The sequence below is a fragment of the Ruegeria profundi genome (assembly GCF_020171505.1).
Classification (GTDB): domain Bacteria; phylum Pseudomonadota; class Alphaproteobacteria; order Rhodobacterales; family Rhodobacteraceae; genus Ruegeria; species Ruegeria profundi.
The window spans coordinates 571,208-585,971 of sequence record NZ_JAIUZS010000003.1 but is presented as its reverse complement, the minus strand read 5'-3'; the positions used below and the strand labels follow the sequence as shown (position 1 = coordinate 585,971).

Genomic DNA, 14,764 nt, shown 5'->3' with positions numbered 1-14,764 from the left:
CACATTTCAGAAATTCGTTCGCCTATCCAGGCTTAATTGCCGTAACAACTGAGGTGATGTAGCGCCGAAGGGGTTTTGGATGCGCGATCTGCACAAAGCCCGAAGCTGCAAGCAATTCTGATATCTGTGCAGCAGACCGAGTTTTGCCCGTGCCCATCGCAAGGGTGTAAATCGCGAAATAGACATCGGTGATCGGATCTGGGCGATCTCCGCCCGACATGGGTTCCGAGATGATCAACCGCCCGCCGGGTGGCAAGGCGTCATAAACCTTTGCAAAAAGCCCGTGGACTGTTTCGTCGTCGTGATCATAGAGGACACGGATAAGGCTGATGGCATCAGCGCCTGCAGGCAAAGGGTCCTGGGCGAAACTGCCGCTTGTGCACGTAATGCGATCGGACTGACCTACCCCTTCCAAATAGGACTGCGCGGTACTGCGGGTCTGTGGCAGATCGAACAGAGTCAGCCGGGGCGCAGGGTATCGTTGCGCGACTTCCGCCAGAAAAGCACCGCTACCGCCACCAATATCTAGCAGGTGCCGCACGTCTTTCAGACGAATCTGTCTGAGTGTATCCTCGGCCACCAGACGTTGGCTGCGCGCCATCAACAGGGAATATCGCTCGGCCTGTTCCGCGCCGATTTGGGCAGCGTCGCCAACATAGGGCCAAAACCCGGAGAGCTCGGTTTCCGATTCATTGCGCAGAAAACTCTCGGGGCTTTCCAAATCGCGATACAAGGCCCGGTGGTGCAAGATCATGTCCGCCAGGCCGGGTACCCCACGCAACGCCGCCCCCTTGCGGGACAAACCATAGCGATCACCTCGGTGCACCCGCAAAAACCCTAACGCAGCCCCCGCGTGCAGAAAAACCGCCAGCCTGTTCGCATTGACCCCAAGCCTATGGGCAAGCTGCCGTGCCGTCATCGGGCCATCCGCCAGATGATCGAAAATATCCAGCGCGACAAGCGCCATTAAAACCTGACTGGAAACAAACCCTTGAACGACCGCGAATATCTCTTGCCCATCCCGCCGCGCCATCCAACGTGTCACAGGTAAACGCATCGCTAGTGATTGCACGTCTGACCGCGCCAAAAGGCGTCCGAACCAAGTTCCCAGCGAAGGCCGCGTGACCGTGTCGGACGAGCGTGCCACCGTCAGGCTTTCGCAACCGCAGGCGCAACTGGGGTCAGCGCCTCGGCCTGCTTGCGAACAAGTTTGGCCAGCATCGCCTCGCCCGGGCAGGACGGGATCGAGGCAATTGCACCGCTCAGAATATCATTCAGGCGCTGGATCGCGCCTTGAACTCCGAATTGATCCACCGCGCTTGGCCGACCGTGCAGATCGTCTTGCCCCGCGGGTTTTCCGAGAACCTTTTCATCATAAAGAACGTCGCGCAAATCGTCGGCAACCTGATAGGCCTCACCTATACGCGCACCCAGTTCGTACCAGGGTTCTGCCTCGTGACCGGCAGCAACCGCTCCCATCTGAGTTGCCGCGATGAACAAGGCACCGGTTTTCGAACGGTGATAAGCGCCCAGGTCAATCGACTCTTCGCTTTCCCAGCCCTGCCCGGCGCAAATCCCGTTGGGCATACCGGTCCGCTTTGCCAATATCCCCAGCAAGTCAAGCGCACGCTGCGGATCATGCCCGGCGGCGCGCGTGAGTATCTCGAATGCCAAAATAATCAGGCTATCGCCTGTAAGGACGGCAAGGGGTTCAGAAAACGCACGGTGGACCGAAGGCTTGCCGCGCCGAAAATCCGCGTCATCAAAACAAGGCAGATCATCGTGAACAAGACTGGCGCAATGAATAATTTCTAGCGCCGAAGCAGCGGCATCCGTAACCCGAGGGGCGTCATCGCCACAGGCCAGCGCGACAGACATCAAAATCGTTGGGCGCACCCGCGCCCCACCCGGAAAGCAGGCATAGTCGAGCGCTGCCGCAAGTTGCGCTGGCGCAGGCTCTGCGCGTGCATCTGCGATATTCTGTGCAATGGCGCCGTTAATCCGCGTCTTCAGTTCCATGCGCTTCCCTTTGCTGACGTGAATATGAAAAGTAAAATTGACACATATATGTAAATTACACTGGACAGTATTGTGTCATGAGTCAACAATTCCGTATGAACCCGACACATCCTCAAGCGCGCCAAGCAGTTGTAATCGGTGCGGGCATTGGTGGCCTGTGCAGTGCCGTAAGGCTGTGCGCTGCGGGGTTCAACGTCACAGTTCTTGAGCAACACGACACCCCGGGCGGGAAGATCAGAACCCTGCCCTCGGACAGTGGGCCAGTGGACGCAGGACCAACCGTTCTGACCCTGCGCCACATCTTCGACGATGTTTTCAGGGCCCTGAACGAGCGGTTGGACGACCATCTTGATCTGATCAAACTGCCCGTTATCGCGCGACATTTCTGGCCCGACGGGTCGGTATTGGACCTTCACGACAAACCAGAAACAAACCGCAAGGCCATCGCCGCGTTTTCCGGACAAAAAGCACAAGCAGAGTTTCGTCAGTTCCAGAAGGATACCAAAGCTCTGTTCGTTGCATTGGATCAACCAATGATGAACACGCCTGAACCGACGCCGATCAGCCTTGGCGCTACGATCCTCAGACACCCCAAGTTACTGCCGGCAATGGCCCCGCTACGCAGCCTGAGCAGCCAGCTTGCTCACCAGTTCAGCGACCGACGCCTTGCGCAGCTATTCAGTCGGTACGCGACTTATGTCGGTGGATTACCGCATCAATCGCCCGCCCTGCTCAGCCTCATCTGGCAGGCCGAAGCTGCCGGGGTCTGGTGCGTTCAAGGGGGCATGCAAGCTCTGCCCAAGGCGCTGGAGGCGCTTTGCAAACGGCATGGGGTTCAGTTTCGATATAACAGCGCGGTTGCTTCGATTGAGTGCGACGACGTTCAGATCAGCCGTATAGCGCTGGATGACGGAACTTGTATCCAGACGAACCTGGTCATCTTCAACGGCGATCCGCGTGCCCTTGCGGCTGGTGCGCTGGGGCCGGATGTTGCCACTGTTGCCCCCCAAACCCTAACCACCGACCGCAGCCTTTCGGCCGTGGTTTGGAGCTTTGAGGCCGTTCCACATGGCCTGGACCTCTCTCATCACAATGTGTTCTTCGCCGACCCGGACAGTCAGGAGTTTCACGAGCTGCAGGCCGGACTTTTTCCGCGGGAACAGTCGATCTATATCTGCGCTCAGGATCGCGGCCCGCAAGCGCGGCACGAACCCGGCGCCCCCGAGCGGTTCGAGATCATCCTGAATGCCCCGCCTCTTCGCCCCTTTCCCCAGCCCGAAATGGAGTTTCAGACATGTCAGACACGAACATTCGACGTGCTGCGCCGGTTCGGCCTGACCTTCGATCCGCAACCGGGGCCGACAGCTCTGACCCGGCCAGCAGAGTTCGAGCAACTGTTCCCCGAGAGTCTGGGATCGCTGTACGGGCAGAGCCCACATGGGCTCATGGCGGCGCTGAAGCGCCCGCGGGCACGAACGCCGATCAAGGGGCTGTATCTGGCGGGCGGCGGCACGCATCCGGGGGCGGGATTGCCGATGGCTGCGCTCTCCGCCCGGCACGCGGTCGAGACGATCTTGCAAGACCGAATTTCGACATTGGCGTCCCGCCAAACGGATATGCGTGGTGGTATATCGACGGGATCAGCGAGGATCAGACACGGGCAATCTCGATCATAGCTTTTATCGGCTCGGTTTTTTCCCCGTGGTATCGGTGGTCCGGGCGGAAGGACCCGCAGAACCATGTCTGCATCAATGTGGCGACCTATGGCCCGGGCGGGCGTTTTACTATGACGGACCGGGGGCGATCCGCGCTGCGGCTGACACGCGACAGCATCACCGTTGGCCCGTCGTCGATGCGATGGGACGGCAACCACCTGATAATTGATATCAACGAGATGGGCGCGCCCCCATTGATCACTCCGGTGCGCGGGCGCGTCACATTAAGGCCAACGGGATTAACCGCAGTTGAAATGCCGCTGACCGAAGACGCCGCCCATATCTGGCGCCCGTTTGCCCCGACTGCATACATAGATGTCGACCTTGCGGCACGTGGCTGGAAGTGGAGCGGACATGGCTATTTCGACGCGAATTTCGGAACGCGGGCGCTGGAAGAGGATTTCAGTACATGGAGTTGGGGGCGTTTTCCGACCAAAGGTGGCAGCACCTGCTTTTATGACGCGGAACGACTGGATGGCAGCGTGCTGAACAGTGCTGTGTTTTTTGGTGAAGATGGCCAGCATGAAATCGCCGCATTGCAACCCAAGACGCGCTTGAAACGCAGCTTATGGGCTGTGCGGCGCGAAACGCGGGCCGACACGGGTTATCGTCCCAAGCAGGTGATGAACATGCTCGACGCACCGTTTTACTCTCGTGCAATGGTACAAACCCAACTGGGTGGAGAGGAAACAACCGGCGTGTACGAGGCGCTGGATTTGCGCCGGTTTCGATCACCTTTGTTGAAACCCATTCTTGCGGTCCGGGTACCGCGCCGCGCAAGCTGGCGATTTTAGGTTTCGATTTCGGGCGGGTTATTTGCGACCTCTGGATTCAGCTTCAAAACCGACCAATTCAGCGCTGCGGCCACGCTAACCCACATCAGGTAGGGCACAAACAGGAGGCCCGCAAAAGTGTCGACAGACCACAACGCCACCATGGTCGCTGCGACAGAGACCCAAAGCGCGCTAAGCACCACCATCCCTGCGCGCATACGTCGCAGCCCAAAGAACACGGGGGTCCAAAGTGTGTTGATCGCGATCTGAAGCCCCCACAGCGCCAGCGCGAGGCTTGCATCGCCCTGCACTGCTGCGCGCGCGCCCGCCCAGGACATACAGACATAAAGCGAGGTCCAGGCCACAGGAAACAGCCAGTCTGGCGGCGTCCAAGACGGCTTGTTCAGGTCACGATACCACTTTCCCGGGGGGAACATCCCACCAGTGGCACCCGCGGCCATACATGCCGCAAAGAAAATTACGAAATACAGCGCGAACATCATTGCAAATGGGTCCGAACAGACGCCATCATACGCCGCCGCCGGGCGTGTTCCTGCGTCTGCAGTTGTGCGAAGGCTGTGTACAACGTATCGCTCCAATCCGTTTGCGTGTGGCGGTTCTGCGCGGCCGCATCGACCAGAAACGCGGTTTCAGGCAAGGGTCGAGCGTAAAGCCGTGGCGAATGGGGTGCAACCGTGCTGAACGCCGTGCGCCACAGAGACCACGCCAACCAGCCAAGTTTTTGACCTTTCCCCGTCCGCGCGCGCTGAGATACGCTTTCAAAGCCAGACCTTCGTATTTGGCCGCCAATCCCGGCATAAACAAACCTGGCCGCGTAGATACCGGGACGGCACTGCAAAGGCAGTTCGGCAATTCCAGCCTCGGACCGTTGATACAAATGTTGCGCGTGTCTGAGCAAACGCGAGACGCAGATGCGTATACCCGGTTCGGCACGCGGGTTCGCGATGAACGCCTCAGGATCGACACCCTCTTGCTGCAACCAGCTCAGCGGCAAGTAGAGCCGGTTTTCCCGCGCGTCTTCGCCTATGTCGCGGGCAATATTGGTCAACTGCATCGCCACGCCCAGATCGCAGGCACGCGCCAAGGCATCCGCGTTTCTCTCGCCCATCAGCACCGACATCATGACCCCGACCGCGCTGGCAACCCGGGCGGAATATGCGATCAGTTCGGGTAGATCGTCGTAACGCTGTTCCATCGCATCCCATGCCAGACCTTCCAACAAGGCTTCGGGCAAGGCGCGGGGCATGTCGAAATCCTCGACCAGGGATGCAAACGCCCGGTCTGGTGCAGCATTGCGTGGGCGACCTGCGTAAACCATCTCAAGCCGTTCTTTCAGCATCAGAACCGCAGCCGCTTTTTCCGTTTTCAGGTCGACCTCATCATCAGCCAACCGACAAAAGGCATAGAGCGCCAAGGCGGGATCACGAACCGAGCGTGGCAGAAGTCGGGACGCCGCGTGAAACGATAAGGACCCATGCCGGATCGCATCCCGGCAGAACTGCATATCCTGCGGATCAATCATGGCACCCTCACAGGGTCGGGAACCAGTTTCGCCAGCACCTCGGCACTGCTGATCACGCCCGGAAGCCCGGCTCCGGGATGCGTTCCAGCACCTACCAGAAAAAGCCCCTTGGCTTCTTCACTCACGTTATGGGGACGGAACCAAGCGCTTTGCAAAATACGGGGTTCGATCGAGAACCCACAGCCCAAAGGTGAAAGATACCGGTCGCGGAACGTATCGGGCGTAAAGACTTCGGATGCGGTCAAATGCCGGTCCAACCCCGGCAACAGTTGATCCTCCAGCACGGATTGAACCCGCTGCCGGTAAGTTTCTGCGTGCTCGGCCCAATCAACCGGATTGTCATGCCCCAAATGCGGCACAGGGCTGAGGGCATAGAACGTATCATCGCCATCCGGCGCGGCTGTAGGATCAGTGACCGATGGTCGATGGACATAAAGGCTCATGTCGTCAGCCATATGTCCTTGTTGGAAAATATCCCGGATCAACCCGCGATAGCGCGGCCCGTTCAGGATTGTATGATGCCCCACATCCGGCCACAGATCGCGGGTACCTCGGGTGCCGAAGTACCAAACGAACAGGCCCATGGACCAACGTGTCCGCGTGAGCTTTACGTCCGTCCACCTTTTGCGCGGCGCATTGCGCAGCAGCGTGGAATAGGTGTGCCCCGGATCGGCGTTTGAAACGACAACGTCGGCCGGTATGACCTCGGCATTCGAAAGCCGAACGCCCTTGGCCGCACCTTCCGACAGCAAAATCTCATCCACTTCGGCATTCTGACGCACCAGCCCGCCCTGCGTGGCAATGACGTTGCGCATCGCCTCGGCAATTGCGGCGACACCGCCAATGGCGTAGTGGACACCGAACGCCTTTTCCAGATGACTGACCAGAATATACATTGACGTCACCTGCGTCGGATCTCCGCCAATGAATAATGGGTGAAAGCTGAAGGCCATGCGCAAACGCGGGTCTTTGAACCGCCGTGCTGCATGGGCATAGACTGAACGATCTGCGCGCATGCGGGCGAAGGTCGGCAAAACCTTGATCAGGTCACCTAACCGGTTCATCGGGCGACGGCCCAAATCCTCGAACCCAAAGAGATACCGCGCCTCGCTTTCCTTCAGGAACTTTCGCAAGCCGTTTACATCGTCCGGAGACAGCCCTGCGACCTCTGCCTCCATCGCGCCTGGGTCTTGGCGGGCCGCGAAACTTGATCCGTCCGGCCATCGGATTTCATAGAACGGGTCCAGCGCGATCAGTTCGACATCCTTGTCGAACTCCCGATTGCAGTCTGCCCAAAGATCCCGAAAAACTTGGGGTACCGTTACGATGGTGGGCCCCAGATCAAACCGGTGGCCGTCGCGCCACAGGGCCGAACCCCGCCCGCCGGGCATGTCCAGCCGATCCAGAACGGTAACGCGATACCCTTTGGCCCCCAGCCGCATTGCCGCGGCCAGACCACCCAGACCGGCACCAATCACCACAGCGTGCGAGCGCGCATCCCCAACCGGGGTCGCATCATTCACCAACTGCGGATCTAGGCGAGTCATGCCTTAACGTTCCAATCTGTTCACTTAAATTGACACATTCATAGAAGAGTCTTCCGATTTTGACGCCGTTATGTCAATCTAAACTGACACTATGGAGGTTCGATCATTCAAGTCGCAACCCTGAGCCTGTTTCGTTTCGACGGCTTTGCCCGCCGTTTCAGCGCCTTTGCCATGATGGGGCTGGCGCGCTGGCCGCTGTCGCGCCTGTGTGGGTTGGAGTTCTGGAAACTCTGCGGATCCGGCACCGGTGAAGGGTTCACTCCGCGCCCGAATACGGCGGTCTGGGCCATACTATGCGTCTGGTCGGACGAACAAAGCGCACAAAACACGCTGCAGACCGCGCGCCCCTTTTCCTGGTATCGGGCAAACGCCAGCGAACACTGGACAGTCTATCTGCGCCCGACCTCATCGCGGGGCGCATGGTCGGGACGCAATCCGTTCCATGTCGAAGACCCCGACCCCACTGGCCCGCTGACCGCAGCACTGACGCGCGCGACACTGAAACCCCGTATTCTTCTGCGGTTCTGGCGCCGAGTGCCGGACATCAGCCAGATGATCGGCGTCAACTCGGACGTTTTGATGAAGGTCGGCTTGGGGGAAGTTCCGTTTTTGCATCAAATCACATTCTCGATCTGGCCAGATACCGGATCGATGGCCGCATTCGCCCGCAATCCCGGCCCCCATTCCGAGGCCGTCAAGGCGGTGCGCGAAGGCAATTGGTTCCGCGAAGAGCTCTACGCAAGGTTCGACGTGATAAATGAAACGGGCCACTGGGAAGGGAAGCACCCCGTGGTCTTGAAGGAGGGTCAGGACAACAGATGACGCACGCGTTTCCATTCTCCGCAATTGTTGGCCAGGATCAGATGAAGCTCGCCATGATCCTGACCGCGATTGATCCAAAACTGGGCGGTGTCCTTGTCTTTGGCGACAGGGGCACCGGCAAATCCACCGCTGTTCGCGCGTTGGCTGCGCTTTTGCCACCCATCTCAGCCGTCGAAGGATGCCCGGTTCAGTCCGCAACTCGCGCGGCTTGTCCGGACTGGGTTGAGCTGCCAGAGAACGCCGAAATTCATGAATACCCTACCCCGGTTGTCGATCTGCCACTGGGTGCGACCGAGGATCGGGTGACCGGCGCGCTGGATATCGAACGGGCCCTTGTGAACGGTGAAAAGGCATTTCAGCCGGGACTGCTTGCGCAGGCAAATCGGGGGTATCTTTACATAGACGAGGTAAATCTGCTGGAGGATCACCTTGTTGACCTGTTGTTGGATGTCGCACAGACCGGCGAAAACGTGGTCGAACGCGAGGGGCTTTCGATCCGCCATCCTGCCCGTTTCGTGCTGGTCGGGTCAGGCAACCCCGAGGAAGGCGAACTGCGTCCGCAATTGCTGGACCGGTTCGGATTGTCGGTCGAGGTGCGATCCCCCGACGATATCGATCAGCGGGTCGAGGTCGTGCAACGCCGCGACGCGTTCGAGATGCAGCCAGACAAGTTCCTTAAGAAATGGCACCGCGAGGATACCCGCGTCCGCGGCGCGATCCTGACAGCTCGCGACATTTTACCTGATATCAAGGTCCGCAAAAGGGAACTGCGCGACTGTGCTGAACTGTGCATCGCGCTTGGCTCGGACGGGCTACGCGGCGAGCTGACCTTGCTGCGCGCCTGCCGTGCGCTGGCGGCTTACGAAGGCGCGGCCTCGGTCACGCGCCGCCATATCCGCCGCATCGCGCCGATTGCGCTGGCCCATCGGCTGCGCCGCGATCCGATGGATGAGGCCGGCTCGGTCTCCCGTGTTCGCCGTGCGCTGGATGAGGTTCTTGGATGACATCCATGCCCGACCCCTGGACGCAAGTCTGGCACACGCTGCGCCTGTTTGCCGTTGACCCGGTGGGTCTTGGCGGGCTTGTCTTGCGGGCTCGTGCAGGTCCTGCGCGCGATACATTTATGGCAGCCATGCCGGACCTGGGCCTGCCAAAGCAGCGGCTGCACGGGTCACTGTCCGATGCCGAACTGTTTGCGTCTATGGACTTTGCGGCAACCCTGTCCTGTGCTCGGCCTGTCTATCGCCCCGGTCTACTGACCAAACCATCCGCCTATCACCTGAGTATGGCTGAGCGCTGCACTGCTGAATTGGCGGCAAAACTGGCTGCACAGCTTGATGCGGGACAATCCTGCTTGGTCGCCTTTGACGAAGGCGCAGACCCTGACGAGACGTTGCCCCTCGCCCTGTCAGACCGTGTGGCTTTTTGGATCGACCTGACTGGTCTTCGCATCACTGAGCCTCGGGATCTTGGCACTGACGAATTGATGTCGGCCCGCGCTGCGTTGCCGATGGTCCAGACATCGGCAGAGGACATCTCGACCCTGGTTCAGTTGTCGACCCGGTTGGGCATCGCCAGCCTGCGCGCGCCATACTTTGCCCTACGGGCCGCGCGGTGCAATGCGGCCCTTAATGGCAGGTTGTCCCTGTCCATCGAAGATTTGGAAATCGCAGCGATGTTGGTGCTTTCACACCGCGCGACTTGCTTGCCGACATCTGAGCCGGAGCCAGAGGAACAGGCGGCAGAACCGCCCGAGCCTTCGACGAGCAGTAAAGGGACGCCTGATCAGGACGTTTTGGTCGAGGCCGTACGCATGGCCTTGCCGGATGGTATTCTGCCGAGCGCCCTTGCCCAGCGCACCACGGCAACCGGAACCGGGGCGGGCGATTCACGGATCGCGCGGCAACGGGGCAGACCCATCGCCCCTCGCCGCCGCAGGCCTGACGGGCGCAGCCGCGTCGATCTGATCGCCACGCTGCGCATGGCGGCCCCGTGGCAAAAACTCCGCCGTGCAGCGCAAGGCCGGATCAGCGTCCTGCCAAGCGATATTTGCCTTAAACGCTTCGAAGCACAGACCGAGCGGCTGCTGATATTCCTTGTCGATGCCTCTGGCTCTGCTGCGCGGACCCGCCTGAACGAGGCCAAGGGCGCGGTCGAGCATCTGTTGGCGCGGGCTTATTCGCATCGCGATCACGTCGCATTGATCGGGTTCCGGAATTCGTCAGCTGATGTTCTGCTTCCGCCCAACAGGTCCCTTGTTCTGGCCAAACGGCGACTTGCCGCCCTTCCCGGCGGCGGGGCGACACCACTGGCTGATGGGCTGCACTGCGCGGGACTTATGGCGGGCAGCGCCCTGAAGCGCGGCATGACACCGACCGTGATCCTTCTGACGGACGGGCGGGCGAATGTGGCGCTGGACGGCCAGCGAGACCGGAAAAAGGCAGCCGAGGACGCAGAGCTTACTGCCGATTGGTTGCGCGCCTCCAAGGTTCGAAGTGTCGTTCTCGACACTGCCATACGCCCCCAGAAACCGCTGCAAAGTCTTGCACAGCGCTTGGGCGCGGATCATATCGTCCTACCCCGGTCCTCGGCTGCGGGTATGACGCAGGCCATTGAAACGGCGGTGAATACCTAGGCGATGGACTGGCAGCGTGACCTTCCGACCTGGCCCCATCACACATGGTCAAAGCGTGTGGTCTGCGCCCCCCATCGTTGGCACGTGCAGGAACACGGCGAAGGACCAACGCTGCTGTTCTTACACGGCGCGGGCGCGTCGACGCATAGCTGGAACGCGATGATGACCAATCTGGCCAAGGACCACCACGTGGTTGCGATCGACCTGCCGGGCCATGGCTTTACCGTCATGGGCGCCAACAATCGCAGCGGCCTTGAGACAATGGCCGAAGATATTGCCGCCTTGTGTACGCAGGAAAACTGGCAGCCGACCAAGATCGTCGCGCATTCTGCCGGGGCTGCCATCGCTTTACAGCTTTGTGAAAAACACCTGACCACGCATGGCAAGCCGTCAATTCTGGCGATAAACCCGGCCTTCAGCGATTTTGATGGGCTGGCGGGTATTCTCTTTCCAATTATCGCAAAGTCATTGGCGGTGAACCCGCTGACGCCCTGGCTGTTTACCCGTGGACCTGACGCGCTTGCGCGCGCCCAGCGCCTTATTGCTTCGACCGGATCAACAATCCCCGCCGAGCAACTGGCGCTCTATGCGCGTTTGTTGAAGAACCGCCGCCATGTTCAGGGAGCATTGTTCATGATGGCGCAATGGTCGTTGAGAGACTTCAAACGCTGCATGTCGAAATCGCAGACACCCATTGAAATTATTGTAGGCTTGAACGATCGGGCGGTTCCGCCGGAGACAACGGCCAGCTTGCAAAAGACCATGCCGAATTCGAACCTGACCAAACTTGCCGACCTAGGGCACCTGGCCCACGAAGAAGCACCCGACCTTTTTGTGTCACGTGTTCGGTCAATGGGGTGACATCAAGCCTGTCGAAACGAAGGCCCTAGCTGCCAAGGCGGTGGGATTGTAACGGTACTCGGGTGGCTGGTCGTCAGACGCCAGGTTTTCGGCACCCTTCGCCTTGCCTTGACTTAAGACGATCGTAGCGGACACGGAACCCAAATTGTTGCTCGTGCCGCGAGCGAAGTCTGCAACTCGCGCTGATTTTCCAGTGAAAACCGCTCAACAACGCGACATCGACCGCCGGGCGTTCATTCTAAAACATCATGCAGTCTGCACCCGGTGAAAGCGCCGGCGCGCCGTCTGGCAATGTGGGCGTATAGTCAAACGTCACAATCTTCGCACCGCCATCAAACGCGACAAACAACTGGTTCGAGCCGGGGCGAATTGCGATACCTTCGGGGTCAGTGCCGAATTCCAGCAGGCTTGCCTGCGCAAGAAGCTGACCCTCTGCCGTGAATTCATAAAGGCTGTTCGATCCTTCCCAGTCATCGACAATCAGCATATGTCCGGTGCGGGGATCAATCGCGATGCCCTGCGCCTCAGTCAGTGGCGGAGAAAGCTCCATGGTATTCAGCCGCGCCGCCAGCTTTCCATCGGCATCGAACCAAGACAGCCGCTCAGGGTCATCCTCGACGGTGACAATCTGGCCTTTGGCATTAATCGCGATGCCTTCGGTGTCAGCATAACCACCCTCAAGCTCAAAGGGCGCTCCGAGCGGGGCTCCATCTTTCGTCACGCGCTGCAGACCACCGAAACCGTCCCCAAGCAACAGGTGATCCCCTTCAATCGCTATTGCCTTGATCCTGAACAGATCACTTGTGATACGCCGCAGTTCTTCGCCTTGAAGCGTGACAAGAACGGCCTCGGGACCCTCATTCGCAATCCACAATCCGCAAAAGGTTGGATCATAATCTAAGCTGGCCGGGTGGTTGAGCTGATACCGACCAGTTTCGCGAAGTTCCAATGCCGTGACCGGACCGTACAGCGCGAAGATCGAAACAAAAAGGACCCTTGTGAACATTCCAGACGCTCCCAGCGATCAACCCTAAAAGGTGGTCCAGGTTTCCCAAGCGTCAATACGGAACTTGCCTGAATAGTGCGAAACATAAAAATCTTGGTCTGTCGAATACTCAAAAGAGCGGCACCGGTTTGCTTTCTTCGGGTCCAGTCGCGACGAACAGGCCAAGGCGCTATCCGGAAAACCCAACCGACATCACACCATCTTAGGAAAGAACCGCCAAGGGGAGAGAACAAACTTGCAATATTGCCCCCGGACGTTGTCATCTGGAAATGGCAGTTGGAGGATATCGATGAAACCATGGACGAACGTGGTTTGTTTGTGTTGTACGTTAGTTCTTGTCGCTTGTGCCCCGAAAACGCGCACATATGAAAAGACAGTGACGGCCTCGGTTCCTGCAGGTTCGGACACTACTCTTGCGCGGGCAGCCAGACGGTTGGGCGATCCGAAAGACGGGCGCTCGGGCGTCCGACTGATAAATGACGGAGAGCAGGCGCTTGTCTCGCGGCTTTTACTGGCCGCTGCGGCAGAGCAGACGATTGACGCGCAATACTACCTTTTGCACAACGACCCGACGGGCCATCTTTTTGCAGCCAGTCTTTTACAGGCTGCGGATCGGGGCGTGCGCGTGCGGTTGCTTGTGGATGACATGGACACGTCCAGCTATGACGCGATGACGGCCGCCCTGGATAATCACGAAAACATCGAAATCCGACTATTCAACCCATTCTGGCGTGATCAAAGCCTTGTCATCGCAGGTCTTACAGATTTCAAACGCATCAATCGCAGAATGCACAATAAATCGATGACTGCCGACAATACATTTACGATTGTTGGTGGGCGGAACATCGGGGCCGAGTATTTCCTGGCCAGGGAAGAAATGAACTATGCCGATCTTGACGTACTCGCCGCAGGGCCGGTGGTGACAGATGTCTCGACAAGCTTTGACGCCTACTGGAATAGTGAATTTGCCGTTCCTGCCCGTGCCGTGATTGAAGACCCCAAAGAGTTCACCCTGAGCGATGCGCGCGATCGGCTGAACGAGCTTGTGGAAGATGCGAAAAAAACCGAATACGGCGCGGCCCTCAGACGGTCGGCCGAGGAAAATTTTGCACGCGGCGCTTTGTCATTGGACTGGGTGCCAGCAAAACTGTACGCGGATCCGCCGTCCAAAGCCGCCGGAGTTGAGGGGTCAGACCCTATTCTGGCCTCACAGCTCCTTCCGTATTTCGAAAACGCCGAAAACGAAGTGCACATCGTTTCAGCCTATTTCGTGCCGCGCAACAAGGGTGTGAAATGGATGACCGAACTGGAAAATCGCGGCGTCGACGTCAAGGTCGTCACAAACTCGTTGGCATCGAACGACGTCGCTCCGGTCTATGCACACTACGCCAAGAAACGCCGGGCGCTGTTGCGGGGCGGGGTTGAGCTGTATGAATTGCGGCCTGATGCGTACCAGGTTCAACGCCGGGGCATCAATTGGGGTCAGTCCCGCTCTGGTCTTCATTCCAAGGCCTTTGCCGTCGATGACCGCTATCTGTTTGTCGGGTCGTTCAATTGGGACCCGCGTTCAGTCAACATAAACACTGAAATGGGCATACTGATCGACTCACCCACATTGACGGTTCAGACACTCGGCGCTTTGGACGAAGCACTACCCGCTTACACTTATGAAGTGACACTTGAAAACGCAGGTCAGCTTAAGTGGCGGACACAGGGCGAAGACGGCTCAATCCTCGAATATGACTCTGAGCCAACGGGGTCCGCTTGGGATCACATAGTCGCCGGCTTTCTAAGCATTCTTCCAATCGGTTCTCAGCTGTAAGATCGCGGCCATTCCGGTATC

13 protein-coding genes are annotated in these 14,764 nt (G+C 58.9%); 7 read left to right on the top strand and 6 right to left on the bottom strand.

Going from position 1 to position 14,764, the window contains the following annotated elements:
• Nucleotides 1-22: 22 nt before the first annotated feature.
• Both LCM21_RS08810 and LCM21_RS08805 read right to left on the bottom strand, forming a co-directional pair.
• A complete protein-coding gene (locus tag LCM21_RS08810) occupies nucleotides 23-1,147 on the bottom strand; it encodes an acetylserotonin O-methyltransferase (RefSeq protein WP_224890273.1) in 1,125 nt (374 codons plus the stop codon).
• Nucleotides 1,148-1,149: 2 nt separating this feature from the next.
• Nucleotides 1,150-2,019 (bottom strand): polyprenyl synthetase family protein, encoded by an 870-nt coding sequence (locus tag LCM21_RS08805; protein WP_224890272.1) that lies wholly within the window; start codon nucleotides 2,017-2,019, stop codon nucleotides 1,150-1,152.
• Nucleotides 2,020-2,096: 77 nt separating this feature from the next.
• Here LCM21_RS08805 and crtD point away from each other — a divergent pair, with 77 nt between their 5' ends.
• Complete coding sequence (crtD, locus tag LCM21_RS08800) at nucleotides 2,097-3,695, top strand: 1-hydroxycarotenoid 3,4-desaturase CrtD (RefSeq protein ID WP_224890271.1); 1,599 nt, start codon at nucleotides 2,097-2,099, stop codon at nucleotides 3,693-3,695.
• A complete protein-coding gene (gene crtC, locus LCM21_RS08795) occupies nucleotides 3,659-4,528 on the top strand; it encodes a carotenoid 1,2-hydratase (RefSeq protein ID WP_319003911.1) in 870 nt (289 codons plus the stop codon). Before crtD ends, crtC begins: the two co-directional genes overlap by 37 nt.
• Here crtC and tspO read toward each other — a convergent pair.
• The 3 genes from tspO to LCM21_RS08780 are packed head-to-tail and all read right to left on the bottom strand — an operon-like array spanning nucleotide 4,525 to nucleotide 7,597.
• Complete coding sequence (gene tspO / locus LCM21_RS08790; protein WP_224890533.1) at nucleotides 4,525-5,007, bottom strand: tryptophan-rich sensory protein TspO; 483 nt, start codon at nucleotides 5,005-5,007, stop codon at nucleotides 4,525-4,527. The two genes, crtC and tspO, sit on opposite strands and share 4 nt — an antisense overlap.
• The gene (gene crtB, locus LCM21_RS08785) at nucleotides 5,007-6,050 is read right to left on the bottom strand and encodes a 15-cis-phytoene synthase (protein WP_224890270.1); all 1,044 of its coding nucleotides are present in this window, start codon (nucleotides 6,048-6,050) and stop codon (nucleotides 5,007-5,009) included. The genes tspO and crtB overlap by 1 nt, the downstream gene beginning before the upstream one ends.
• The gene (locus tag LCM21_RS08780) at nucleotides 6,047-7,597 is read right to left on the bottom strand and encodes a phytoene desaturase (protein WP_224890269.1); all 1,551 of its coding nucleotides are present in this window, start codon (nucleotides 7,595-7,597) and stop codon (nucleotides 6,047-6,049) included. The genes crtB and LCM21_RS08780 overlap by 4 nt, the downstream gene beginning before the upstream one ends.
• A 102-nt stretch (nucleotides 7,598-7,699) precedes the next feature.
• Here LCM21_RS08780 and crtA point away from each other — a divergent pair, with 102 nt between their 5' ends.
• The 4 genes from crtA to bchO are packed head-to-tail and all read left to right on the top strand — an operon-like array spanning nucleotide 7,700 to nucleotide 11,915.
• Nucleotides 7,700-8,419, top strand: a complete 720-nt coding sequence (crtA, locus tag LCM21_RS08775; RefSeq protein WP_404818125.1) for a spheroidene monooxygenase — start codon at nucleotides 7,700-7,702, stop codon at nucleotides 8,417-8,419.
• Nucleotides 8,416-9,423 (top strand): magnesium chelatase ATPase subunit I, encoded by a 1,008-nt coding sequence (gene bchI / locus LCM21_RS08770; protein ID WP_224890267.1) that lies wholly within the window; start codon nucleotides 8,416-8,418, stop codon nucleotides 9,421-9,423. Before crtA ends, bchI begins: the two co-directional genes overlap by 4 nt.
• A 5-nt stretch (nucleotides 9,424-9,428) precedes the next feature.
• Nucleotides 9,429-11,054, top strand: a complete 1,626-nt coding sequence (locus LCM21_RS08765; protein ID WP_224890266.1) for a VWA domain-containing protein — start codon at nucleotides 9,429-9,431, stop codon at nucleotides 11,052-11,054.
• Nucleotides 11,055-11,057: 3 nt separating this feature from the next.
• Nucleotides 11,058-11,915, top strand: coding sequence for an alpha/beta fold hydrolase BchO (gene bchO, locus LCM21_RS08760; protein WP_224890265.1), 858 nt, complete (start codon nucleotides 11,058-11,060; stop codon nucleotides 11,913-11,915).
• 238 nt (nucleotides 11,916-12,153) lie between these two features.
• On the opposite strand, the gene LCM21_RS08755 is transcribed toward bchO, so the two are convergent.
• Nucleotides 12,154-12,921 (bottom strand): SdiA-regulated/phytase-like domain-containing protein, encoded by a 768-nt coding sequence (locus LCM21_RS08755; RefSeq protein ID WP_224890264.1) that lies wholly within the window; start codon nucleotides 12,919-12,921, stop codon nucleotides 12,154-12,156.
• 289 nt (nucleotides 12,922-13,210) lie between these two features.
• On the opposite strand from LCM21_RS08755, the gene LCM21_RS08750 reads away from it, so the two are divergent.
• The gene (locus LCM21_RS08750) at nucleotides 13,211-14,743 is read left to right on the top strand and encodes a phospholipase D family protein (RefSeq protein WP_224890263.1); all 1,533 of its coding nucleotides are present in this window, start codon (nucleotides 13,211-13,213) and stop codon (nucleotides 14,741-14,743) included.
• Nucleotides 14,744-14,764 lie beyond the last annotated feature (21 nt).